The organism is Clostridium hominis (genome assembly GCF_014287825.1).
GTDB classification, from domain to species: domain Bacteria; phylum Bacillota; class Clostridia; order Clostridiales; family Clostridiaceae; genus Clostridium; species Clostridium hominis.
On the sequence record NZ_JACOOO010000035.1, the window covers coordinates 73,561 to 96,249 of the forward strand.

At 28.6% G+C, this 22,689-nt stretch carries 21 protein-coding genes, 1 tRNA gene and 1 rRNA gene; 5 read left to right on the forward strand and 18 right to left on the reverse strand.

All coding sequences use genetic code 11. The annotated features are described in order from the left end of the window. The first annotated feature begins 30 nt into the window (after positions 1–30). On the forward strand, positions 31–1,152 hold the full coding sequence (locus H8S20_RS15105; RefSeq protein ID WP_186860605.1) for a glycosyltransferase family 4 protein: 1,122 nt from the start codon (positions 31–33) through the stop codon (positions 1,150–1,152). 86 nt (positions 1,153–1,238) lie between these two features. On the opposite strand, the gene H8S20_RS15110 is transcribed toward H8S20_RS15105, so the two are convergent. The 3 genes from H8S20_RS15110 to H8S20_RS15120 are packed head-to-tail and all read right to left on the reverse strand — an operon-like array spanning position 1,239 to position 4,012. After that, positions 1,239–2,255: a CotS family spore coat protein gene (locus tag H8S20_RS15110; RefSeq protein ID WP_186860606.1), complete on the reverse strand. Its 1,017-nt coding sequence runs from the start codon at positions 2,253–2,255 to the stop codon at positions 1,239–1,241. A gap of 14 nt (positions 2,256–2,269) precedes the next feature. Then, entirely contained in the window at positions 2,270–3,004 is a 735-nt protein-coding gene (locus H8S20_RS15115; protein ID WP_186860607.1) for a hypothetical protein, read from the reverse strand. Between the two features lie 12 nt (positions 3,005–3,016). Further along, positions 3,017–4,012, reverse strand: a complete 996-nt coding sequence (locus H8S20_RS15120; protein WP_186860608.1) for a CotS family spore coat protein — start codon at positions 4,010–4,012, stop codon at positions 3,017–3,019. A 124-nt stretch (positions 4,013–4,136) separates the two neighbouring features. Between H8S20_RS15120 and H8S20_RS15125 the strand changes: the two genes are divergently transcribed. Next, on the forward strand, positions 4,137–5,270 hold the full coding sequence (locus tag H8S20_RS15125; RefSeq protein WP_186860609.1) for a glycosyltransferase family 4 protein: 1,134 nt from the start codon (positions 4,137–4,139) through the stop codon (positions 5,268–5,270). A gap of 167 nt (positions 5,271–5,437) precedes the next feature. On the opposite strand, the gene H8S20_RS15130 is transcribed toward H8S20_RS15125, so the two are convergent. Together H8S20_RS15130 and H8S20_RS15135 are read right to left on the reverse strand one after the other, a co-directional pair. After that, entirely contained in the window at positions 5,438–5,950 is a 513-nt protein-coding gene (locus H8S20_RS15130) for a Gx transporter family protein (RefSeq protein ID WP_032117220.1), read from the reverse strand. A gap of 11 nt (positions 5,951–5,961) precedes the next feature. Next, the gene (locus H8S20_RS15135; protein ID WP_032117219.1) at positions 5,962–6,351 is read right to left on the reverse strand and encodes a NusG domain II-containing protein; all 390 of its coding nucleotides are present in this window, start codon (positions 6,349–6,351) and stop codon (positions 5,962–5,964) included. 341 nt (positions 6,352–6,692) lie between these two features. Here H8S20_RS15135 and H8S20_RS15140 point away from each other — a divergent pair, with 341 nt between their 5' ends. Further along, positions 6,693–7,754: an FAD:protein FMN transferase gene (locus H8S20_RS15140; RefSeq protein ID WP_186860610.1), complete on the forward strand. Its 1,062-nt coding sequence runs from the start codon at positions 6,693–6,695 to the stop codon at positions 7,752–7,754. A 71-nt stretch (positions 7,755–7,825) separates the two neighbouring features. Here the strand turns inward: H8S20_RS15140 and H8S20_RS15145 are convergent, their stop codons facing one another. From H8S20_RS15145 to tsaD, 3 genes are all read right to left on the reverse strand, one after another. Then, a complete protein-coding gene (locus H8S20_RS15145) occupies positions 7,826–9,028 on the reverse strand; it encodes a S1C family serine protease (protein WP_186860611.1) in 1,203 nt (400 codons plus the stop codon). A 116-nt stretch (positions 9,029–9,144) separates the two neighbouring features. Further along, positions 9,145–10,137, reverse strand: coding sequence for an alpha/beta fold hydrolase (locus H8S20_RS15150; RefSeq protein WP_186860612.1), 993 nt, complete (start codon positions 10,135–10,137; stop codon positions 9,145–9,147). 29 nt (positions 10,138–10,166) lie between these two features. Beyond that, positions 10,167–11,177: a tRNA (adenosine(37)-N6)-threonylcarbamoyltransferase complex transferase subunit TsaD gene (tsaD, locus tag H8S20_RS15155; protein WP_032117215.1), complete on the reverse strand. Its 1,011-nt coding sequence runs from the start codon at positions 11,175–11,177 to the stop codon at positions 10,167–10,169. 221 nt (positions 11,178–11,398) lie between these two features. On the opposite strand from tsaD, the gene H8S20_RS15160 reads away from it, so the two are divergent. Then, entirely contained in the window at positions 11,399–12,016 is a 618-nt protein-coding gene (locus H8S20_RS15160) for a RusA family crossover junction endodeoxyribonuclease (RefSeq protein WP_186860613.1), read from the forward strand. 11 nt (positions 12,017–12,027) lie between these two features. Beyond that, the gene (locus H8S20_RS15165) at positions 12,028–12,597 is read left to right on the forward strand and encodes a GDSL-type esterase/lipase family protein (RefSeq protein WP_186860614.1); all 570 of its coding nucleotides are present in this window, start codon (positions 12,028–12,030) and stop codon (positions 12,595–12,597) included. Positions 12,598–12,791: 194 nt separating this feature from the next. Here H8S20_RS15165 and H8S20_RS15170 read toward each other — a convergent pair whose 3' ends face one another. From H8S20_RS15170 to H8S20_RS15215, 10 genes are all read right to left on the reverse strand, one after another. Continuing rightward, positions 12,792–13,727, reverse strand: a complete 936-nt coding sequence (locus H8S20_RS15170; protein WP_186860615.1) for an NAD(P)/FAD-dependent oxidoreductase — start codon at positions 13,725–13,727, stop codon at positions 12,792–12,794. Between the two features lies 1 nt (position 13,728). Then, positions 13,729–14,631, reverse strand: coding sequence for a diacylglycerol/lipid kinase family protein (locus H8S20_RS15175; RefSeq protein ID WP_032117211.1), 903 nt, complete (start codon positions 14,629–14,631; stop codon positions 13,729–13,731). Between the two features lie 115 nt (positions 14,632–14,746). Then, positions 14,747–16,090, reverse strand: coding sequence for a TldD/PmbA family protein (locus H8S20_RS15180; RefSeq protein ID WP_186860616.1), 1,344 nt, complete (start codon positions 16,088–16,090; stop codon positions 14,747–14,749). Between the two features lie 11 nt (positions 16,091–16,101). After that, positions 16,102–17,481, reverse strand: a complete 1,380-nt coding sequence (locus H8S20_RS15185; RefSeq protein WP_186860617.1) for a TldD/PmbA family protein — start codon at positions 17,479–17,481, stop codon at positions 16,102–16,104. Position 17,482: 1 nt separating this feature from the next. Next, entirely contained in the window at positions 17,483–18,943 is a 1,461-nt protein-coding gene (locus H8S20_RS15190) for a hypothetical protein (RefSeq protein WP_186860618.1), read from the reverse strand. Position 18,944: 1 nt separating this feature from the next. Further along, on the reverse strand, positions 18,945–20,339 hold the full coding sequence (locus tag H8S20_RS15195; RefSeq protein WP_186860621.1) for a sensor histidine kinase: 1,395 nt from the start codon (positions 20,337–20,339) through the stop codon (positions 18,945–18,947). Continuing rightward, positions 20,332–21,024 (reverse strand): response regulator transcription factor, encoded by a 693-nt coding sequence (locus tag H8S20_RS15200; RefSeq protein WP_186860619.1) that lies wholly within the window; start codon positions 21,022–21,024, stop codon positions 20,332–20,334. Before H8S20_RS15200 ends, H8S20_RS15195 begins: the two co-directional genes overlap by 8 nt. 184 nt (positions 21,025–21,208) lie before the next feature. Beyond that, positions 21,209–22,222, reverse strand: a complete 1,014-nt coding sequence (locus H8S20_RS15205) for a polysaccharide deacetylase family protein (protein ID WP_186860620.1) — start codon at positions 22,220–22,222, stop codon at positions 21,209–21,211. Positions 22,223–22,394: 172 nt separating this feature from the next. Beyond that, a tRNA-Asn gene (locus H8S20_RS15210) sits at positions 22,395–22,469 on the reverse strand. Between the two features lie 51 nt (positions 22,470–22,520). Next, positions 22,521–22,689 (reverse strand): 23S ribosomal RNA (locus tag H8S20_RS15215); the annotation flags it as partial.

The following is a 22,689-nucleotide window of genomic DNA, read 5'->3' on the forward strand; positions in this document are numbered from 1 at the left end:
AAATTAAAACCATATCGAAAGGATTTTATTATGAATATAGGTATTGATGGAAGAGCCGCAAAATGGTATAGAGGTACTGGAATAGGAACTTATACTTATCAACTTATAAGTAATATAAATAATATTGATAATATAAATGAGTACCTACTATTTCTTCCCCAAAATACAGGCTTAGAATTAAATAATAACTTTTCAATAAAACCAATAGAAGAATCAACTAATTCTAACTTTTGGGATGAAGTTAATGCTCCTAATATTTTGAATAATACTGACATAGATTTATATCATGTTCCTCAAAATGGCGTTGGACTTACAGAAAATATTAACTGCTTAAAAACTATCACACTCCATGATATAATCCCTTTAAGAATGCCTGAAACAGTAAGTGACAGATATCTTAATATCTTTAATAATCAATTACCAAAAATAATAGAAAACTGCGACGGTATAATTACTGTTTCTGAGTTTTCTAAAGATGATATAGCCAGGGAATTTAATTTCCCTAAAGACAAAATTTTTGTTACTTATTTAGGAGCTGAGGATATTTATAAACCATTAGATAAAAAGTCATGCAAAAATTTTCTAAAAAATAAATATAATATAGATAAAAACTTCCTACTTTATGTTGGTGGTTATAGCCCTAGGAAGAATATCATAGGTATATTGGAAGCTTTCTCTCTTTTAGATCCTAAGTTAAGAGAAAATCTTTCCGTTGTTATAACAGGAAAAAAAGGAATTTCCTATACTATATATATGAAACGTGCTGAAGATTTAGGAATTAAAAATTCAGTAATATTTACTGATTTTATTCCTTTAGATCATCTACCATTGTTTTATAATGCCTGTGAATTCTTAGTTTATCCTTCTTTTTATGAAGGTTTTGGTTTGCCGCCTTTAGAAGCAATGGCTTGCGGTACTCCTGTTATATCATCAAATGTAACATCTATTCCTGAAATCTGTTCTGGCTCTGCTTTATTAGTTGATCCTTATAATGTAGACGAGTTAAGCTTATCTATGAGTGAGTTGCTATCAGACAATAAGTTAAGAGATTCTATGATTAAATGTGGATTAAGTAATTGTTTAAAATATTCTTGGTCTAATACTGCTAAAGATACCATAGCAGCATATAAGAATATAATTAAAAATAAATAGTTAAGAGTAGCAATTTAATTAAAACTACTCTAACTCATTATTTAAATTAAAAAGAGCTAGCAGAAGCTAGCCCTTTTTATTAATCTTTAACTATTCAAAATATCCATTCTAAATTTATCTATTTCTAACTTATTTTTTAGCCTACTTAAAAATACTTCTTCATCCCACATTTTTTGTTTGAAATAATAATCTGTTGAAATGCTTATAAAATCTCTTGGATAATTTATTAGCTTTCTTAACATTTCTATTTCTTCATCTTCTAATTTGCTTACTTCATTATATGATTTTATAATTAATTCTATTATCTCTTCATTATAAGCTAAATTTTTAATTACCTTCATCGTATATCCATAAATATCCAATATTCTTGTGTCTATAGAACAATAATCGAAATCTATTATATTTACCTTATCCCCATCTATTATAAAATTATGATGTGCTAAATCATTATGACATAAAACTATATTTCCCCTATTCTTTATCATGCTATCATATTTACTATTTTTAATTTCTTCTATTGTCTTAAGCAGATCTCGCTTAGCATTATCTACATTTTTTAAAAACAAATCATCAAATTCATTTTTATATTTATACTTACCAACAACTTTTTGTAGTTGTATTAAAGTATAATATTCATCTTCCATTTTTTTTATTAAATTTTTTCCACTATTATTTTTTATTTCTTCTTCAGAAAGCTCCTCTATTAAATTTTTAGAAGCTATATGCATTTCTGCTATAGCTTTACTACATAATTCAACTTCAACTGGATTAGTAAATGCAGCCTCTCTACCCTCAACCATATCAAGCAATACATACTGCTTATCTTTCCATAAAGTTATTATTTCATCATCAATATTTCTAGTATATTTTAAAACTCTAGGATACTTCTTCTCAATTATTTTTAGTGCTTTATCTATAAAATCAATTCTCTCTTTCGAGGAATCTGTTATCTTCAATACTTTCTTTCCCTTGTCTGTAAATAACACAAATACCTTTCTTAGCGGAATAACATCAGTTATCTTTATTCCTAATAAATCTATGAATTCTTCCTTAAATTCATATTCACATAATATACCCTTATCGACATACCTGGTTTTAACCAAATCAATTCTCCCCCTTATATTATCTCATCACCGTCTATCTCTATAGCTACCTTAATCTTTTTTATCCACTCATCATAATTATTATTCTCGTAATATCTGTACTTATATATTAACTTCATAGTTTCAAATGGATAATTACATAATGCAGTTAAATAATTTTTGCTTTTTTCTGATAATGATGATTTGTATATAAATTCATCAATTACTTTTTCTGTTTGTATGTTAAAACCTCTACGCTTTACCCTTTTAATATAATTAAACAAGTCATGTTCTATCAAATTATATGAAATATATTTTGTAGTTCTTATTTTTACTACTTCATTTTCTTCTAACTTTAAATTTCCTTCATCTACTCTACCTAAACACATTTCATAATTATTCATACTACGTCTTATAAGCTCAAAATAAATTTCATTATCCATAGCATCAAAAGTTTTTTTTGCCCTATCCAAAGCCATATTACCTTTTTCTAAAATATAGTAATCTAAGTTACTTTTATCATCATTTAAGTTTATTGATTTCAGTATTTTCTCTACCTTTTTATTTTGTACTCTAAAACTCTCTACCTCTTTACCAATTGTGCTATTTATCCTTGGAATTATAGTTACTCCATTGTTCATTAATCTACTCTGTATCATTACAATTAAATCTATTTGATTACTTATATCTATAATATTTCTATCACTTTTTCTTGTAATATTTTCATCTACAATTATATTATTATTATTTAAATAAGTTATTATATTCATATGCTACACCACCTATCTAAAATACCTCTCTAAAAACTCCTCTCTTTCTTCTCTATCCTCTAGATACTTCCTTAATTTATTTACAAAGAACTCTTCTCCCCATAGTTGCTGCTCCCAATAGTATTGAATTCCAACCTGCCAAAATACTTGTGGAAACTTTATGAAATATTTCATTATATTTAACTCTTCATCTTCTATATTGTTGCTTAAAGAATAATTATTTAATATTAAATCTGCCCTTTCATCTCTCCACTTTCCATCTTTCATCGCTCTTATCATAAGAGAACTTAAATCATGAAGATGTGAATCTAACATACAATAATCAAAATCAATAACATTTAAATCTCCATTCTTATCTACTAATATATTATGATGAGCTAGATCATGATGACAAAAACCACACTTCATAACTTCCTTATTCATTAAATAAAAATAATTACTTTTTCTTAAACCTTCTATACTTGCTAAGCCTCTTTCTATTTCTTCATTTAAATGCTTTAAATATAATCTATCAAATTCAGACTTCCTAGCTTTCTGAGAAATTCTATGGGCAAAATCTAATATTTCATCACATCTAGTACTAAAAACATCTATCCATTTATTCCATCCATATCTTGGTGTCATATTTCTATCTAGTATAAAGCCTGTACTACAGGTATGCAGTTCACCTATCTTTTCTGCTACTTTAGCAAGCTCTATAGGATTGTCATAATTACTTATTCTAGATGGAACCCACTCTGTTACATAAGCAAATTTGTCACCTAATTTTATGAAATCCATATTGTTTTTAGTTTTTAATATAGCTGGAATAGTTTTAAATCCTTTTTTTTGTAAATGCTTCATAGCAGATAGAATAAAATAAAAATGAGGGAATTGATATCCAATAACCTTTACACAATACCCTCTATCTTTTGCATCAATTTTGTATGCATTTTTTATTTGTTCAATATAATTTATATCTATATTGTAATTATTTTCTATAACCCTGCTTATATTGATAATATCCATAATAAACTCCTATATTTTTCTTCTTATTTATTATATGAATACTATATTTTATTGTGTTTGTTATCACATAATTAAATCTCCAATAATATTAATAATATTATAAAGCTTTAAGGAGTGAAATTTAATGAATCTCTCCATAGATGGTCGAGGTATTACACTTTATAACGGTTCTGGAATTGGTACTTATACTGCCAATCTACTTAAGGAATTAATTGCTATTGATAAAAAAAATAAATATACGATATTTTGGGCCGGAAATAATTACGATGAGTTTAAAGGTCCTAATACTAATATTGTATTAACTTCAAAAAAACATGGTATGTTTTATGAAAATTTTTATCATCCTAATTATCTACAAAATAACGATATAGATTTACATCACATACCTCAAAACGGGATTGGTTTGTCTAAGGATTATCCAGTTCCTTGCGTAGTTACAATTCATGATTTGATTCCTTACATTATGCCTGAAACTTGTGGTAAAGGATATTTAACAAGATTTTTAAAAGATATGCCTTATATTATAGAAAATTCTAAAGGTATATTTACAGTTTCTGAGTACTCTAAAAAAGATATACTTAAATTCTTTCCTAATTTTCCTGAGGATAAAATTTTTGTAACACCTTTAGCAGCAAACTCATCTTTTTATCCTATGGAAAAATGCATATGTAATAAATTTTTAAAAGATAAATATGATATAGATTTTCCTTTTATTCTATATATAGGTGGTTTTAGTTCTAGGAAAAATGTAAGAGAACTTATTATTTCTTTTAAAGATATTTATTCTACACTTAAAAGTAAATATAAATTAGTTTTATGTGGTTCTATAAAAGATGAAGGTGAAAAACTAAAACAATTCTGTAAAGAGCTTGGTGTTGAGGATAACGTTATATTTACAGGCTTTGTTCCAGATGAAGACTTACCATACTTTTATAATGGTTGTTCTTTATTTGTATATCCTTCACTTTACGAAGGTTTTGGTTTACCTCCATTAGAGGCAATGAGTTGTAAAGCTCCTGTAATTACATCTAATTCTACTTCTATACCTGAAGTTACTAAAGATTGTGCTTTGCTAATAGATCCGTTTAGTAAAGACGAGTTATCTAGTTCTATATTACAAGTCCTAACCTCTTCATCTTTGAGTCAAGAACTTTCTGAAAAAGGATATGAAAATAGTAAAACTTTTACTTGGACAAAAACAGCAGAGTTAACATTAAAAGCTTATGAAACCATTTATAATTCAATTAATACTAATTAAAAAAGTGCGAAGTAATTAAATTGAAAATTCTAAATTCCGAATGATAAATTAAAGGAAGAAATTCCTCTGTAGGAATTTCAAAAAAAGAAACTGCCTAAGCAGTTTCTTCCTTAATTTAGAATTGAAAATTTATAATTGTAAATCAAATAAATTGCTTCTCACTTTTTTTATCTAAATACAGGTAATCTTGATAGATGTCTTACTAAGTAGTTTGCAGTAACTCCTATAAAAATTCCTGTTCCTATTCCTATTATAGATAATACAGGTAAATACAACATAACAGATATATTGTGAACTATAGACGATGCAATCAATAATTGTCCTACATTATGAAATATTGCTCCTGTTGCACTTACACCTACTATACTTACCTTGTCCTTAAAACTTTCTTTTACTAATACCATCGCAAGGAAGCTTAAGATTCCTCCTGCAGCACTATACATAAATGATGATAAGTTTCCACCAAACATCGTAGATAATGTAAGTTTTAAAAGTACTACGAGAAATGCATCTCTTTTATTATCTAATGTATATAAAGCTACTACTGTTATTAAATTTGATAATCCTAACTTTGCACCTGGGGTTATAAAAGGAACTGGTATCATTCTCTCAAATATATGTAAAACTAATGCTTGAGCTACTAATAACCCTATATATACCATTTTACTTGTCTTTCGCATCTAATCCACCTCTAATGAGATAATATAATATCTTCATCTTCATCATTTTTTTTACCTTTAACTTCTACCATAAATTTATGTGGCAAGCAAACTAAAGTTTCTCCTGGCTTACTTATGTACTCAGGATACATACAAACCTTGTCTGAACAATCTGCATCAATTATTCCAATCTTGTCGTCATTTATAATTATAGTATTATGCCCTTTATCACTTTTGAACTCTATAGTTTCTTCTCCCTTGTGATTTGTTAAAGGAATTGTTCTTTCAACCTTCCCATTAATACTAACTTCTGCATAAGTTTGATCAAAATCTCTTCCTACAGCAAAACCAAATATTACTTCTGGTAAAAAAGAAAAAATCATTAAAACTGCAATAATGATAAAATCCCATTTTTTAAACATATAAATTCCTCTTCTCTATTATTTATCAAAATTGATAATATTTTATCTAAAGGTTACTAATTATCTAATCTTAATTTTATTAGTATTCAATTAAGTTATTTTAAATATAACTACTAGATTATTCTATAAGTTATTTGTTAAAATGTCTACACATTAAGACAATTCTTTATATTTTTATACAAAGAACTTATTCTCTTAAACTCTATAAGAATACCTATAAAAACATTTATATTTTTACATAATCTATTTATATTGTTAATGTTTTCTTTATATTTTATAATTAGTTAGTAAACAATATAAATAAATTGCAAAGTACTTTTATTCAAAGGAGGAAAACACTTATGTATAAATTAAAAAAATATGCTAAATCACTTTTATGTTTATCCTTAGTATTTATGCTTGTTGGTTGTAGTCAAAATACTAAAAAAAATGAAGAAACAGCTCAACAAGAACCAGTTAAGCGTACTGAAATGCTAATGGGTACTGTAATTAGCGTTACTTTATATGATTCTACTGATGAATCAATACTTGATAAGGTTTTTGATAAGGTAAAAAATTTAGAAGAAACTTTTAGTATAAATGAAACTGGAACAGAAGTAGATAAGATTAATGATAATGCAGGTATAGAACCAGTAAAGGTATCTGATGATACAATCGAAGTAGTTAAAGAAGGGATTTATTACTCAGACCTTTCTCATGGTAAATTTGACATAACAATAGGTCCATTAGTTAAGCTTTGGAATATACCTGATCGTCCTACAGAAGATATTCCTACTCAGGACGAACTAAATTTGGTTCTTCCATTAACTAATTATAAAGATGTTGTTATAGATGAAGCTAACAAAACTGTATTTTTAACTAGACCTGGTATGATGCTTGATTTAGGTGGTATAGCTAAAGGGTATGCGGCAGATGTTATTTCTAAAATGCTAACTGATGAAGGTGTAAAAAGTGCCATTATAGATCTTGGCGGTAATATATTTGCTCACGGTGAAAAAGTTTCAGGGGATGCTTGGAAAATAGGTATACAAAATCCCTTCTCTAATAGAGGTGAAATTGTTGGAGCTATATCTGTTAAAAATAAATCTATAGTTACTTCTGGTATATATGAAAGATATATCGAAGTTGATGGAGTTAAATATCATCATATTTTAAATCCTGAAACAGGATATCCATATGAAAATGATATCGCCGGAATTACTATCATAAGTGATAAATCAACTACTGGTGATGCTTTATCTACCTCAGTATTTGCTCTTGGAATTGAAGAAGGTATGAAATTCGTTGAGGAATTAGATGATGTAGATGCTATATTTGTAACTAAAGAAAAAGGAATTTACGTTACTTCAGGAATTAAAGATAATTTCGAATTAAGAGATGAAAACTTTAAACTTATGAACTAAATTTAAATAATAAATTATGGATTAATAAAAAAAGTCAGCGAAAGCTGACTTTTAATTTTAAATTATTTAGTTTATTCTGATGTTAAAGTTACATCCATTGTTTTACTCTTTCCGTCTCTTATAACTTCTAATTTAAGACTATCTCCCTCATTTTTTGAATTCTTAATTTCTTTTAATTCATCAAATGTCTTAACCCTTTGACCATCAACTTTAACTATTAAGTCTCCAGCTTTTACTCCTGCTTTTTCTGCTGGTGAGAATTCATTTACTTCAACAACATATAAACCTTGTTCCATTTTTAATTGGCTTGCTAAAGATTCATCTACTGTTCTTATTGATATTCCAAGATTTAAAATTGGTTTTGATAAAGATTCTATTTTATCACTTATATCATTTATAGGAATTGCAAATCCTATACCTTCGGTATTTTCTCCTGACATCTTCATTGTATTAATTCCAACTACTTGACCTTTTGTATTAACTAATGGGCCACCACTATTTCCTGGATTTATAGATGCATTAGTTTGAATAAGATTTAGTACAACTCCTGATTCAGTCTCAACATTTCTATTTAATGCACTAACTATACCATTTGTAACTGTTTGTGATAAATCAGCTGATAAAGGTGTTCCAATTGCTATTACTTCTTCTCCTTGTTGTAACGCATTTGAATCTCCTAGCTCTGCTACCGCTGGCACCTTAACATTCTCATCTGTTATCTTTAACATTGCTACATCCTGATTTGCATCATAGTTAACTACCTTAGCACTTACAGTTGTATTGTCACTTAAAGTAACAGATACTTCCTTTGCTCCTTCAATAACATGGTAGTTTGTTAATATATATCCATCCTCATTAATTATAAATCCTGATCCTATTCCTTCAACTTCTTGTTGGAAGAATCCATTGAATGTAGCTACCCCTTTAGTAGATACTGTTACTACTGCTGGCGCTACCTTTTGGAATGCCTCAGTTATAGATAAAGCTCCATCCTTTTTAAAGCTAACATCTGTAGTATCAATATTATTTACTACATTTTGTTTATTTTGCTCTGTAGGAGCATTATTATTTTTTAACATTAAATATGTTACACCGCTACCTGTAATTCCTCCTAGTAATGAACAAGAAACTATTATAGCTACAATCTTCCCCATTGCTCCTCTTCTTTTCTTAGATGGCTTGTTGTTATTAGTATTATTAGAATAATTGCTATTTTCCATTTCGTTTGAATTTTCATTTTTATAAACCGCATCATAAATGTTCTCGTTATCCATAATTTCAACTCCTTAGGTTTTTTCTATACTTATAATATAATCTTATATTGTGTCAAATATATGACAAAATTGAAATAATAAAAATGAGCCTTGTTTAGCTCATTTTTATTATAACTTTATTTGCTTTGTAACTCTTTAACTATATATCTAATTCCATTTACAACATTTTCTGTACTATTTAAACCTGAGAATGATGATGTGTTTCCAGTTTTAAAAACTTTAGTCAACGATTCATCTCCTAAATTTTTCAAATTATCACTATCTGAGTTAGTTATTAGGTAGTATGGCATTCCAGCGAACACTCCGGCTTTTTGACTATTACTTAATCCCTTTGACAAATTATCCATCTCATTATAAACAGCTGTTGTATATTTTGTTTTAGTTCTTTGAGTTTTAAACTCTTCTAGTTCATCACCTGAAAGTGAATTTTCAAAATCATCTAAAGTAACATCTAAGTTTAACGCATCTAATAACTCTGTTAACCCAAAATTCGAACCTATCTTTTCAACATTCCTTCTTAATTTAGTAATAATTTGTTTTTTATTATAGTCTTTAGTTACTATATAAGATTCATCTAATGGATTTATTAACATTACACCAGCAACAGAATCTTTAAATTGTTCAGCAAAACTTGTTAATACTAACGATCCATAACCTTCTCCAACTAGTATATAAGGCTCTGGAGCTCCAGCCTTTCTAAGTAATATCTTTAAATCTTGAGCTTGTTCTTCTGGGGTTCTTTCTGGTCCTAAATCACTATATCCATAACCTCTTCTGTTATAAACAAAAGTACTTACATTATCACTACTTAATTCATCGACAACAGGAGTCCACTGTTCTAGATTTCCTCCTATCCCACCATCAAAAACTACAGTATAATTTCCTTCACCCTTTAATCTAAAATCCATTCTTCTATCATCTACTGTAGTATAATCAACTCTTTGCCTTAAAGTTTCCTTAGCAATAAAATTGCTTATTTTCTGATATACAAAGCCTACTAATAACAACATACCTACTATTATTAAAATTAGCTTTGATATCTCTTTAGGCGTTCGATGCTTCTTCATGCTAACTTGCCTTAAACCATTTGAATATGGTAATAGCTTCATTTCCCTTCCCCCCTATTTCTTTTGTATAACTATAACTTCAAGTTTGGCTTAGCATTTAAACTTAAGTTATTTTCTTTCCCGTTCATAAAGTTATAATATGCTGCACTACCTATCATAGCTGCATTATCTGTACAAAGAATCATATCTGGGAATAGTACATCTATTCCTTTCTTTCCAGCAACTTTAATTAAATTTTCTCTTAAACTTGAATTAGATGCTACTCCTCCAGCTATAGCTATCTTGTTAACTTTTCTTTTCTTGCAAGTTAATAATACATTTTCAGTTAATACATCTACTACAGCTTTTTGGAAAGAAGCCGCAACATCAGCTGCATTAACCTCAACATTTTGCATTTTGCATTTATTTAAATAATTTAATACTGCTGATTTTACTCCACTAAATGAAAAATCTAATGTTTCCTCTTGAAATTTAGCTCTCGGGAACTCTATAGCATTTGGATTTCCTTCTTTTGATAATTTATCAATCTTAGGTCCTCCTGGATATCCAAGTCCTAATGCTCTAGCAACCTTATCATACGCCTCTCCAGCTGCATCATCTCTTGTTTGCCCAATTACTTCATATTCTCCATAATCTTTTACATGAACTATAAATGTATGTCCACCAGATACTACTAATGAAACAAATGGTGGTTTTAAATCCTTATGTTGTATATAATTAGCGCATATATGTCCTTCTATATGATTTACACCTATTAATGGTTTCTTTGTTGCAAATGCTAACCCCTTTGCATACTGTAAGCCTACTAATAATGCACCTACAAGACCTGGTCCATAAGTAACTCCTATAGCATCTATTTGGTCTAAAGTTACATTAGCTTCTTCAAGCGCTTCCTCTACAACTCCACTTATTACTTCAATATGCATTCTTGATGCAACTTCTGGCACAACCCCACCAAATTTTTTATGTGTATCTATTTGAGATGCTATGACATTTGATAAAACTTCTCTACCATCTACTACTACTGCCGCTGAAGTTTCATCACAACTTGACTCTATAGATAAAATATATTTTTTTTCCATATATATACCTCTTCTTTTTCTTGTTTTTACAATACTTGTATTATATATCATCAATTCTTTATATTCAAACTATTACTTGTTAATTTATTCATTCTACTGTATATTTTTTATTAACAAAACATATTATATAATTTCATTTAACTATCACGAATATTATATACTTATTAAATAAATTATTCATCATTTTTTGTTTCATTTTTTGGATTTTTAAGGAGATTTTTATGAATACATATGCTAAAGTTATTGTTCCTGGGTCACCAATTTCAAAGTCAAACTTTAAACTACATAATAAAGATGGAAGAGCTATTCTACCTTATAATACTGGTAAGGCTCATGATAAATATGCATTATACGAAGAAGAGATAGCTTATTATGCTAGAAGCCAAAATCCTACTATAATATTTGAAGAATCATTAATTGCAATTTTGAAAGTTTATTATAAAAGTGAAAAGCGTCATCCAGATACAGCTAACATTACAAAAAGTATTTTTGATGGAATAGAGAAAAGCGGTCTAATAGTAAATGATGCTCAAATAAGAAGAATTGTTGTAGAAGAATTTTATGATAAGGAAAATCCTAGATTTGAACTCGAACTTTTTGCTGAAAGCAAGTATTCATTATCTTATTCATTAGTAGAAAATTCTGAAGAAAATGATAAGATCCTATATTCCTCATTAAAAAAATCTGCAAAAGCTCCCATAAAGAAAAATGAAGAAAAGGTCAAATATTCAAATAATATTTGCTCTATTTGTAATAAAACTGTAGATATTAGTTCCTGCGTAAAAGCTGATGGTGGAAAAACTATCATATGTAGAACTTGCTTTACCAAACTATTCTAAGGAGATATATTATGAAAAATAACTTCGTTTTTTTAGGAGATAGCTTAACATTTGGCTATGGAGTAAACAAAAAAGATTGTTGGATTACATTATTCGAAAGTAACACTAACTTAAACATAATAAATAAAGGTATTAATGGTAGTACTACCACTGATATGCTTGTAAGATTTGATAAAGATGTTATGACTTTTATCCCTGAGAAAGCATTTATTATGGGTGGTACAAATGATTTATTATGTAATAGATCAATATCATCTATAGTATCAAATATAGAATTAATGATAAAAGACTTAAAATCAATTAATTCATCAATAATTATAGGAATTCCACCAGATATAATAGTAGAAGATGCTTATAACTTATTTATGCCATCACCTACATATGATTATTGTAAAAAGTCATTACCTACTTTAAAAGAAAGCCTTATTTCTCTTTGTAATAATTATGATTGTAATTACATTGATTTTTATTCTTTAACAAAAAATAATATACAAAAAAATATTTATCTTGATGGAATACATTTAAATCCACAAGGACAACAACTTATGTTAAACGAGTTCTTAAAGGAAAGTACTCACTAAGTACGCAAGTGAAAAGTCGACTTCGTGGAGATGAAAAGGCTACTATCGTAGCGGTGAAAAGTGCTAATAATCTGATACTCTTCACTATTGCCAAAGGCAATATTTTCCCCATCACGAAGTTAACTTTTCCCCTCAGCGTCAGCTGACTTTTCACCTTTGACAAAGTCAAATTTTTCATCAAAGTGCTCCGTACTTTATTTAAGTTGTGCAGATACTATTTTCCCAACCTTATATCCTTCTTCTCCACTATTAAACAATCCATTTCTACCGTGAACAATAGTTCCACAACAGTATATTCCCTCTACAGAAGTCTTGTAGTTCTCAATCTGTAAACATTCATTATTTATCTTAATTGTACTGTTTTTTAGGTAATCAATCTCAGGATAATATCCTATTGCTAGTATTAATGAATCACATTCTATTATTTTAGATTCTTCTTTTTTAGTGCAATTTTCTATTCTAGCCCATTCTATCCTTTCACCACCACCAACTTCAATGACTTTACTATTACAAATAACAGGTATATCAAATCCATCTATTATCTTTGCAAGATCTTCACTTACGCTTTCCCTTGATGTTATTATTCCTTTTACCTTAGCTCCTTCAATAACCAATCTTCTAGCCAAAATATATGACCATACAGTATTGCCTGATAATATTACTTCTCTTCCTGGTAATAACCCTTGGAAATTTACTAATCTATGGGCTGAAGCTGTTGAAAATATACCTGTATATTTATGTATTGGTACAATTATATTACCTGTGTATTTTTCTCTACATCCAGAAGCTAATATTATTTTCTTAGCTTTTATCTCTACTTCTCCTTCATATGGATTAACATATTTAATCTTTCTATCATCACTTACTTCTATAACTCTTGTATTATTTTTAAATTGACCATTTAGACTAACATAAGTTGTAATTAATATGCTCGCGAATGCTGGCCCAGGAACATTCTCTCCTAAATGGAATTCTCCAAAATCATTATTTATAAATAAATTTAGGTTTCCTCCTAAATCTTCTTCTTGCTCTATTATTAATACGTCTTCAATCTTTTCTTCTAATGCAGCAATCCCTGCTAGAAGTCCCGCTGCCCCAGCGCCTATAATTACTAAACTGTATTCCTTCATTTTATCCCTCCATACCATCATCATTAGGTATAATAAGTTTTATCCCCTTTGGTATTATTTCAAAATTAAATTCATTAGCCTTTATTATTTCTCCATCTATATTACTTATTATCTCTTTTTCAGATATTATCTTTAATGTTTTACATTTATTATAATAAGTATCTTTAAACTCTCTAATATCCTTCTTAGTTAAAAATGCTATTAGATACCTTAAAATTTTATAAGGATTAGTTTTTTTTATTCCATAAAAGTCTAGAGTTCCATCTGATATTTCTGCATCAGGCGCTAAAACTATCCCGCCTCCATAATACCGTCCATTTGCAAGAGCAACTAAGAACATTTCATCATCAATTTCTTCACCATCTATTATAAACTTTATTTTCTCATATTTAAACTTAAATAATGATACTATAGCTCCTAATATATAAGCTAAAGAGCCTGATATAACATATTGATTTTTAAATATTTTAGCATTTAAATTAACATCAGCAGGAAACCCAATTGCCGATATATTTATAAAATATTTATTATTTATACATCCTATATCTATTTCTTTACTTTTACCTTCTATAGTCTCCTTAAGAATATTGGTTAATTTACTTTTATCTAAATAAGTTCTAACAAAATCATTTCCTGACCCTGCTGGTATTATGCCTAAAGAGGCATTTTTACCTATCAATCCATTTATAACTTCATTTAATGTTCCATCGCCACCTACAGAATATACATTACATTCTTCACTATAATCGTAATTTTTAACTATATCTGTAGCTTGCTCTGGTCCTTCCGTAATTCTTATATCATAACATTCATCTTTATCTTTAAAGTACTCTTCTATTATCTCTTTATATTTAATTGCACTACCTTTACCTGCAATAGGATTAATAATAAATAAATGCCTCATAACAATACCTCAACAAAAAATTTATAGCTATTTATAAATATATGTAAAATTTATAAATAGCTATATAACAGATTCTTAATTTAATTCTATCTCTTTTTACATATATTGTAAATTATTATTCTCCAGCTACTGCTAACCCATTTACTCTAACAGATGGACTTCCAACACTACTCATAGGGAATAATAAATCACTTCCTACTTCGTCAATATTTTTTAACATATCAAAGAAATTTCCTGCTATAGTAATTTGTTCAACAGGAAATGTCTTTTTACCATTCTCAATATAGAAACCTTTTGCTGCTAGAGAAAAGTCTCCAGTTATTGAATTAGCTCCTGAGTGTAATCCTGCAAAATCACAAATTATTAATCCTTTATCTATTGATGATATTATTCCATCAAAATCCTTATGTCCTGGTTCAATATATAAGTTAGTCGGTGAAACTGATATAGGCGATGCATAAGATCCCTTAAATCCGTTACCAGTTGACTTTACACCTGCTTTATTAGCTGTCTTTAAATTATGAAGTAAAGTTTCTAACTTACCATCTTTTATTAAGTAAGTCTTCTTAGTCGCAACCCCTTCATCGTCAAATCCTACAGTGGCTAATCCATCTTCTAAATGTGGATCATCTACTAAAGATACATTTGAGCTTGCAATAACTTCTCCTTCTTTATCTTTTAATAAGCTTAATCCTTTTTGAGCTGCATCTGCACTAAATACTCCTGCAAAAGTTGAAAGTAAAGATACCATGGCTTCATTTTTTATTACTATTGGATAGTTACCTGATTCAACACTCTTTCCATTTACCTTAGATAGAGCCTCTTCTATACCTTGGTTAGCTATCTTCTTAACATCTACTTCATCTAATGATTTTGCTACTACATATCCGAAACCATCATACATCTTATCTTCTATTGTAAGTATAGGTACTACATATGCAGTTAATATATTAGACTTGTTTTTTAAATTTAATCCTTTTGTATTAATTATTCCATAGCTTCCTGAGCTATAGCTAACTGCACAACCGCCAAAGCTTGTTACCTTATCTGAAAGTTCCTTAGCTTCCTTTTCCATTCCTAATGCTATATTTATAAGCTTATCAGCTTCTATATTCTCTAATTCAGGATAATAAGTGCTAATATCCTTATATTCTTTATCTCCCTCATATATAAACTGAATATCTTCACTTTCTATAGATAAAGCGCTTTCTTTAGCACTTCTTACAAGCATCTCTATAGCATCCTTATCTAATATTTCAGTATAAGAATATCCTATTTTATCATTTATCTTTCCTCTAAAAGACAGTCCATAAGAATTATTTAAATTGTACTTCTCTACTTCACCTTTATAAACTCCTATGCTAAGACTTTCTTTATCAACATAATATACTTCACATTCAGCAAAACCAACTTCTTTTGCTTTATCAAATAATTCATTTACAAATTGATTTAATTCCATAAATATACCCCCTATCTTCCACCTACAGTTATTTCACTTACTCTTATCATTGGTTGCCCAACATTTGTAGGTATACTTCCTGATGATGAGCCACACATACCTTGACCTTGAGTCATATTATTTCCTACCATATCTATGTTCATAAGTATATCGCTACCTTTACCAATTAAGCTAGCACCTCTTACTGGTTCTTGTATCTCTCCATTTTTAACTATATATCCTTCTGATACTGCAAAGTTAAACTCACCTGTAACTGGATTTACTGAACCTCCACCCATCTTCTTAGCATATAATCCATCCTTTATAGACTTTATTATTTCTTCTGGTGAATCCTCTCCATTAGCTATATAAGTGTTAGTCATTCTTGAAGTTGGCGCATACTTATAACTTTGTCTTCTTCCACTTCCGGTTGGAGCCATTCCCATCCTTCTACCGTTTAATTTATCTATCATATAAGATTTTAAAATACCATTTTCTATAAGAACATTCTTTTGAGTTTTATTACCTTCATCATCTATATTTAATGAACCCCATGCATTAGGAATTGTACCATCATCAATAGCTGTTACCTTAGTTGACGCTATTTGCTCACCAAGTTTACCAGTAAATACTGAATTTCCTTTGGCTACTGAAGTTGCTTCTAATGAGTGTCCACAAGCTTCATGGAATATAACTCCACCAAATCCATTATCTATTGCTACTGTCATCTTTCCTGCAGGACAATTTTTAGCATGTAGCATTGTGCAAGCTATCCTTGAAGCTTCTTTTCCATAATACTCTGGATCTATATAATTAAACATCTCAAAGCCCATATGTCTTCCTGGCCCTTCAAATCCAGTTTGATTTTCTCCATTAAGAGATGCCACTGAATTTATTGCAAGTCTTGTTCTAACTCTTTTATCTTCAACATATAAACCTTCAGTATTAGCAATTAATACATTTTGTTCTTTATCTATATAATTCACTCCAACTTGGGATATCTCACTACTATAATCTTTAGCAGCATTATAAGCTATCTTCATAACTCCTATTTTCTTATTTATACCAATACTAGATGGTATATGTATAATAGGATGTGCACTTTTTATAGATGTACAGTCTAATACTATATTTTTCTCTTCCTTTGCTTCACCAAGTGCTAATGCAGCTTTGTAAGCAACATCTAATAATGATGATAAGCTATTATTATTTGTATAAGCATAAACGCTTTTTAACCCTTTAAATATTCTTATTCCTATTCCATAGCTTCTTCCACCAACAGAATTTTCAACCTTTCCATTGAGAATTCCTATAGTATTATTTATAGTATCCTCTTCAAATATTTCTGCAAAGTCTCCTCCTGTAATTAAACATCTTCCTAAAACCCTTTGTGCTACTTCTCTTGATAACATTCTATTCCTCCTCTATATATATCTCGCTTCCATCATTAAAAGCTTTTTGCCATTCATCTACATACCCACTAGTACACCACTCTGCCATTATTATTCTTTCATTTTTTTGTAGTGGTATATTTATTAATGGTGACCCTTGTAAGTGACCATTTTCAATTCTGTATACACTTAAATACTTTTTATATCTAACTAATGCTATTTCTCCATTAGGAGAAGTATATGCATCTGATAAAAAAGGTACTTCTCCTTTTAATATCTTCCATGGTACCAATAAAGAATTAAAATTAATTAACTTCTTATTAGGATCAATAGATACATTAAAATCTTTTCCTTCTTTGTTCTCTTCTACTGCTCTAATCTTACCTCTTAATATCCATCTACCATCATTTCTAGCCATTGTAATATTGGTATAATCTACAGAATTATTATAATTATTTTTATCTTCATCTGTTATATTTTCATAAGCATTTTTAAAATCAGTATTAAATAGATCTTTTATATCCTTATTAAATATTTGATCTACACTTAATCCTTCATTAGAATTAATATTATCTACAGGCACAATTTTATAATCGTGATATTCATTTATAAAGTTTTCTCCATTATAACTTTCTAAGGCTATATAATCATTTCCTATAAAATTTATACTCTTATAACTACTTACTTCTTTACTATATTCACTATTGCTAGTTACTTTTCCTTCTAATGTAGTTACTTCAAAATAATCAAAGTGTTTATTATTTATTTCACTATATTTAGCATTAATTGACCAGATCCCATTCATTCTAGGAAAAATGATATTTTCTTTTTCATATATAGCATTTATATCATCATCCTTGTAACTTATCCATATAGTCCTATATTCATCTTCTGTATAGTTACCATCTTCATCTAAAACTCTTGGTGTCTTTAATCCAATCATAACTCCTACATCACTATTGTTGCTTTCATTAATAGATGAATCATTAATTATATTACCATTGTTAACAGTAAAATTAGTATTACTACTTACTTTCTTTAAATATATTAACTCTGACCTATATATCATAACGATATTATTATCATCTAAAATTATAAACTCACATAATGTCATATTATTATCTATAGCTGAAATAATATCTAAACTATCTTTTGAACTCATAAATTTTTCTGCCGTAAGATTATTTTCATATGATATAACGTAACTCTTATCTACAACTTTTAGTTTATATCTAACATTAGCAACTATGGAGTTAAATATATTTATAGAATCTTTTTCTATCTGAACTTCTTTGCCTGTTAAATCTTCAATCTCATTATATCCATCCTCTGATATGCTAGAATAACTTTCTACCCTCCACGTTCCCTTATACTTAAACGCATCATCTAATATTACATCTAAGTTATTACTGCCTATATTATTTGAGCATCCTACAAGCATTATATTAAGAAGAAGTAATATTAAAACATTCTTATATTTCATATTATTTCTCCTCCTTAATATTAGGAATAGTAATTTTAACAGATGTTCCTTTTCCAAGTTCACTTTCTATATTGAAGGTTCCTTTATGAAGTTTTATTATTTCATCACATATAGATAATCCAATTCCATTTTTAGAGTTACTATTTTTACCTTTATAAAATTTTTCTTTTACCCTTGGCAACTCTTCTGAGCTTATTCCAATTCCAGTATCTATAATAGTAAACTTTACACAATCTTCATTTTGATCTACTAATAAGATTACCTTACCTTCTTTATCAGTAAATTTAAATGCATTATCTAATATATTTATTAGAACTTGCTTCATTTTATTATAGTCAAAAAATCCTTTATATACATTTTCACTTATATCTACAGTAAAATTTATTCCTTCATTTAACGCCCTAGGCTTCATATAATTATCAATATGAGTTACAAAGCTTATTATATCTACACTTCTTTTACTAAGCTGCACTATACCACTTACAAGCTTTGAAAAATCTAGTAGCTCTTCTACCATAATTGTAAGCCTATCAGTTTCTTTTTCAATTATGTCAAACCCCATTTTCAGTGTATCTTTATCTGTTGCATCATCATTTAAAGTAATTACCCACCCCTTAATTGCTGTAAGAGGTGTTCTTAATTCATGTGATACTGAAGATATAAAATCATTTTTAAGTTTCTCTCTCTTTTCAATTTCAGATGCCATGTAATTCAATGTGTTCGATAATTGAGTTATTTCTTCATTATTATATATAGAACTTTTGACATTTAAATCTCCACCGGCCATCTTTTTAGCAACTTTAGTTATTGACTTAATAGGATCTACAATAGACTTTGCCATTAATATACTCAATATTAAGCCTATTAATATAACTATAAAAGATATTACTAAAAATAATACTATAAAGGAGTTTATTGTATTATCTATATCCTCTAATGACGATATAACTCTCATTATTCCATTTAATTCACCATTTGTTATTATAGGATGAGATACAATCATTATCTTCCCTTTATAATAATCACTTTTGCCAACCCATCTAGCTGTTTCACCATTCATAGCTTTTGCTATATCAGGAGTGTGTAACAACTCATTATCTCTTATTCCTATAGAATCCATAAGCAGCTTTCCGCTTGGGTCTAATATTTCTACCTGTGCATTTATGTTGTTCCAAAAAGAATCTATATTGTCATAGATATTTTGTATTAATGTTTGACTTGAAAAATACTTATCATAAAAGTTTATTGATGATTCAATTTGACTTGTTAAAAATTCTTGTCTATTGTTATAATAATATTCCTTAAAGAAAATTATCATTAGTATATCTAAAATTATTACTGTTGATATAACTACTATCAAAAAGTTCTTTATAAGCTTATTTCTTATGCTAGTCATTTTCTTTACCATTCCATCTGTATCCTGTTCCCCATATTGTTTCTATATATTTAGGTGTAGATGAATCATCCTCTATTTTTGCTCTTAATCTTCTTATATTAACATCTATTATCTTTAAGTCCCCAAAATAATTTTTTCCCCATAATATATTTAACAATTCATCTCTTGTAAATGCTTTTTTAGGATTTTCTAAAAATAGCTTCATAAGTAAATACTCCTTCGGAGTCAAATCTAGCTCCACATCATTCTTACTAACCTTTTGTGAATATAAATCTATTTTAAATGGTCCATCCTTAAGTGTTTCACTTTCATCATCTTCTTTATCTATACGTCTTAATATAGCTTTTATTCTTAGTACTACTTCCATAGGATTAAATGGTTTCACAATATAATCATCCGCTCCATATTCTAATCCAATTATTTTATCCATATCTTGACCTTTAGCAGTAAGCATAATTATCCCTATATCGCTTATTTTTTCTCTTAATATTCTACATACTTCAAATCCATCTATACCTGGTAACATAACATCTAGAATAACTATCTTAGGCCTTTCAAGTGAAGCTATTCTTAAACCTTCCTCACCATTATCAGTTTCTAATACCTCAAAATTATTTCTTTTTAAATTTATTTTCAAAAATCCTCTTATGCTAGCTTCATCTTCTACTAATAATATCTTATCCACTTCTCTACCTCCACTGTATATAATTATATAACACTTTTTCTATTATTTTCTATAAACCAACCAGAAAATATATCATCTCTCTAATTAACATATTTATTTAAAGATGAAGTTTTCTTTATTATGCTTATATTTTATATAAAAAATGCCGAATAAATAGTTTCTACTACCTATTCGACACTTATTTTTATTTTAATGTTTTAAATTCATATCCTTGACTTCTTAAATAATCTATAGCGTTTGATAAATACTGTGCTGTGCTTTGCTTTTCATCTGTATCATGCATTAAAACTACTATAACATCATTATTTCCTTCTAAGTCACTTACAGTTTCCTTTAGTCTACCTAGTAGCTGCTCAGAACTTAAGCCTTGGCTTTCTGCATCTCCATTTAAAGTATTCCAATCAATATATGAATATCCCTTTTCCTGTAAAACAGGATCTATAGCTGATGTATCCCAAGAACCATGTCCACCAGGAAATCTTATAACACTAGTGCTAAAGCTATCTCCTAATACTTCTTTCATAGCATCTTCTGACTTTTTCATATCAGCCATAAAACTATCTACATTAACTACATTCCCTGGATACAATACATCATATCTATGACAATACCCATGATTTCCAATTGCATGTCCTTCTTTAACTATTCTTTTTAATGCCTTTTTAGCATAATCGTTTTTATCTACCATACTTCCTAATACAAAAAATGTAGCTTTTACATCCTTTTCTTTTAGTACATCCAATATTTCATCTGTAACATATTCTGATGGGCCATCATCAAATGTTAAATATGCAACTTTTTCATTGTCTTCTCTCTGATAATTCCACTCTGTTAATCTACTTTGAACTTCTCTAGCATCTGTAGCATTATTATCAGCTTCTAATGGCAAGTACACTATTTGATTATCCTCTAATTTTTCTTCATTTCCAGACGTGTTATCTACATTATCTGATTCATTAATAGTTATGTTGTTTTCTGCTAATTCTTTTTGATCATCTCTAATTACATTCACATTATCCTTATTGTCTACAGTAGTGTCTTTATTAGTTCCTAATGACATTGTATCCACTGATTTTAAAACTACTGTGCTTAATATAACTGCAATAAATACTATTATAGTTACTCTAATCCATCTATTTATTTTTTTATTTCTTTTTCTTGATTTATTTGAATGCTTATAGCTACTATTGTTTTTCATAAGTTTAACTCCCCTTAATCACTTTAATTGTTCCCTTAATTAGATTATATTATTTAAACTTCCTTAATTCATTACAAAATAACTATTTATAGTTACAAAAAGGTTACAAAAAGGTTACAAAAGTAATTAAAGGTAAAAAAATAAACAGAAACATAACTGTTTCTGTTTACTTTGGCTCCGCGAAGAGGGCTCGAACCTCCAACCTATCGGTTAACAGCCGAGTGCTCCACCATTGAGCTATCGCGGATTATTAATCAGAGTATGTTCTCTGAAAATTGCACATGAATTTATATCTTTATTGGTCAAGCCCTCGACCTATTAGTATCAGTCAGCTAAATATGTTACCATACTTACACCTCTGACCTATCAACCTTGTGTTCTTCAAGGGGTCTTACTAGCTTATGCTATGGGAAATCTCATCTTGAGGTAGGCTTCACGCTTAGATGCTTTCAGCGTTTATCCCTTCC

Excerpts from the sequence above, each read along its gene's own strand:
- H8S20_RS15160 (WP_186860613.1), top strand. The coding sequence starts at position 11,399 with ATGAATACATATGCTAAAGTTATTGTTCCTGGGTCACCAATTTCAAAG.
- H8S20_RS15205 (WP_186860620.1), bottom strand. The coding sequence starts at position 22,222 with ATGAAAAACAATAGTAGCTATAAGCATTCAAATAAATCAAGAAAAAGA.
- H8S20_RS15170 (WP_186860615.1), bottom strand. The coding sequence starts at position 13,727 with ATGAAGGAATACAGTTTAGTAATTATAGGCGCTGGGGCAGCGGGACTT.
- H8S20_RS15175 (WP_032117211.1), bottom strand. The coding sequence starts at position 14,631 with ATGAGGCATTTATTTATTATTAATCCTATTGCAGGTAAAGGTAGTGCA.
- H8S20_RS15185 (WP_186860617.1), bottom strand. The coding sequence starts at position 17,481 with ATGTTATCAAGAGAAGTAGCACAAAGGGTTTTAGGAAGATGTTTAATT.
- H8S20_RS15135 (WP_032117219.1), bottom strand. The coding sequence starts at position 6,351 with ATGTTTAAAAAATGGGATTTTATCATTATTGCAGTTTTAATGATTTTT.
- H8S20_RS15195 (WP_186860621.1), bottom strand. The coding sequence starts at position 20,339 with ATGACTAGCATAAGAAATAAGCTTATAAAGAACTTTTTGATAGTAGTT.
- H8S20_RS15130 (WP_032117220.1), bottom strand. The coding sequence starts at position 5,950 with ATGCGAAAGACAAGTAAAATGGTATATATAGGGTTATTAGTAGCTCAA.
- H8S20_RS15145 (WP_186860611.1), bottom strand. The coding sequence starts at position 9,028 with ATGGATAACGAGAACATTTATGATGCGGTTTATAAAAATGAAAATTCA.
- H8S20_RS15120 (WP_186860608.1), bottom strand. The coding sequence starts at position 4,012 with ATGGATATTATCAATATAAGCAGGGTTATAGAAAATAATTACAATATA.
- H8S20_RS15165 (WP_186860614.1), top strand. The coding sequence starts at position 12,028 with ATGAAAAATAACTTCGTTTTTTTAGGAGATAGCTTAACATTTGGCTAT.
- H8S20_RS15125 (WP_186860609.1), top strand. The coding sequence starts at position 4,137 with ATGAATCTCTCCATAGATGGTCGAGGTATTACACTTTATAACGGTTCT.
- H8S20_RS15150 (WP_186860612.1), bottom strand. The coding sequence starts at position 10,137 with ATGAAGCTATTACCATATTCAAATGGTTTAAGGCAAGTTAGCATGAAG.
- H8S20_RS15190 (WP_186860618.1), bottom strand. The coding sequence starts at position 18,943 with ATGAAATATAAGAATGTTTTAATATTACTTCTTCTTAATATAATGCTT.
- H8S20_RS15140 (WP_186860610.1), top strand. The coding sequence starts at position 6,693 with ATGTATAAATTAAAAAAATATGCTAAATCACTTTTATGTTTATCCTTA.
- tsaD (WP_032117215.1), bottom strand. The coding sequence starts at position 11,177 with ATGGAAAAAAAATATATTTTATCTATAGAGTCAAGTTGTGATGAAACT.
- H8S20_RS15115 (WP_186860607.1), bottom strand. The coding sequence starts at position 3,004 with ATGAATATAATAACTTATTTAAATAATAATAATATAATTGTAGATGAA.
- H8S20_RS15180 (WP_186860616.1), bottom strand. The coding sequence starts at position 16,090 with ATGGAATTAAATCAATTTGTAAATGAATTATTTGATAAAGCAAAAGAA.
- H8S20_RS15105 (WP_186860605.1), top strand. The coding sequence starts at position 31 with ATGAATATAGGTATTGATGGAAGAGCCGCAAAATGGTATAGAGGTACT.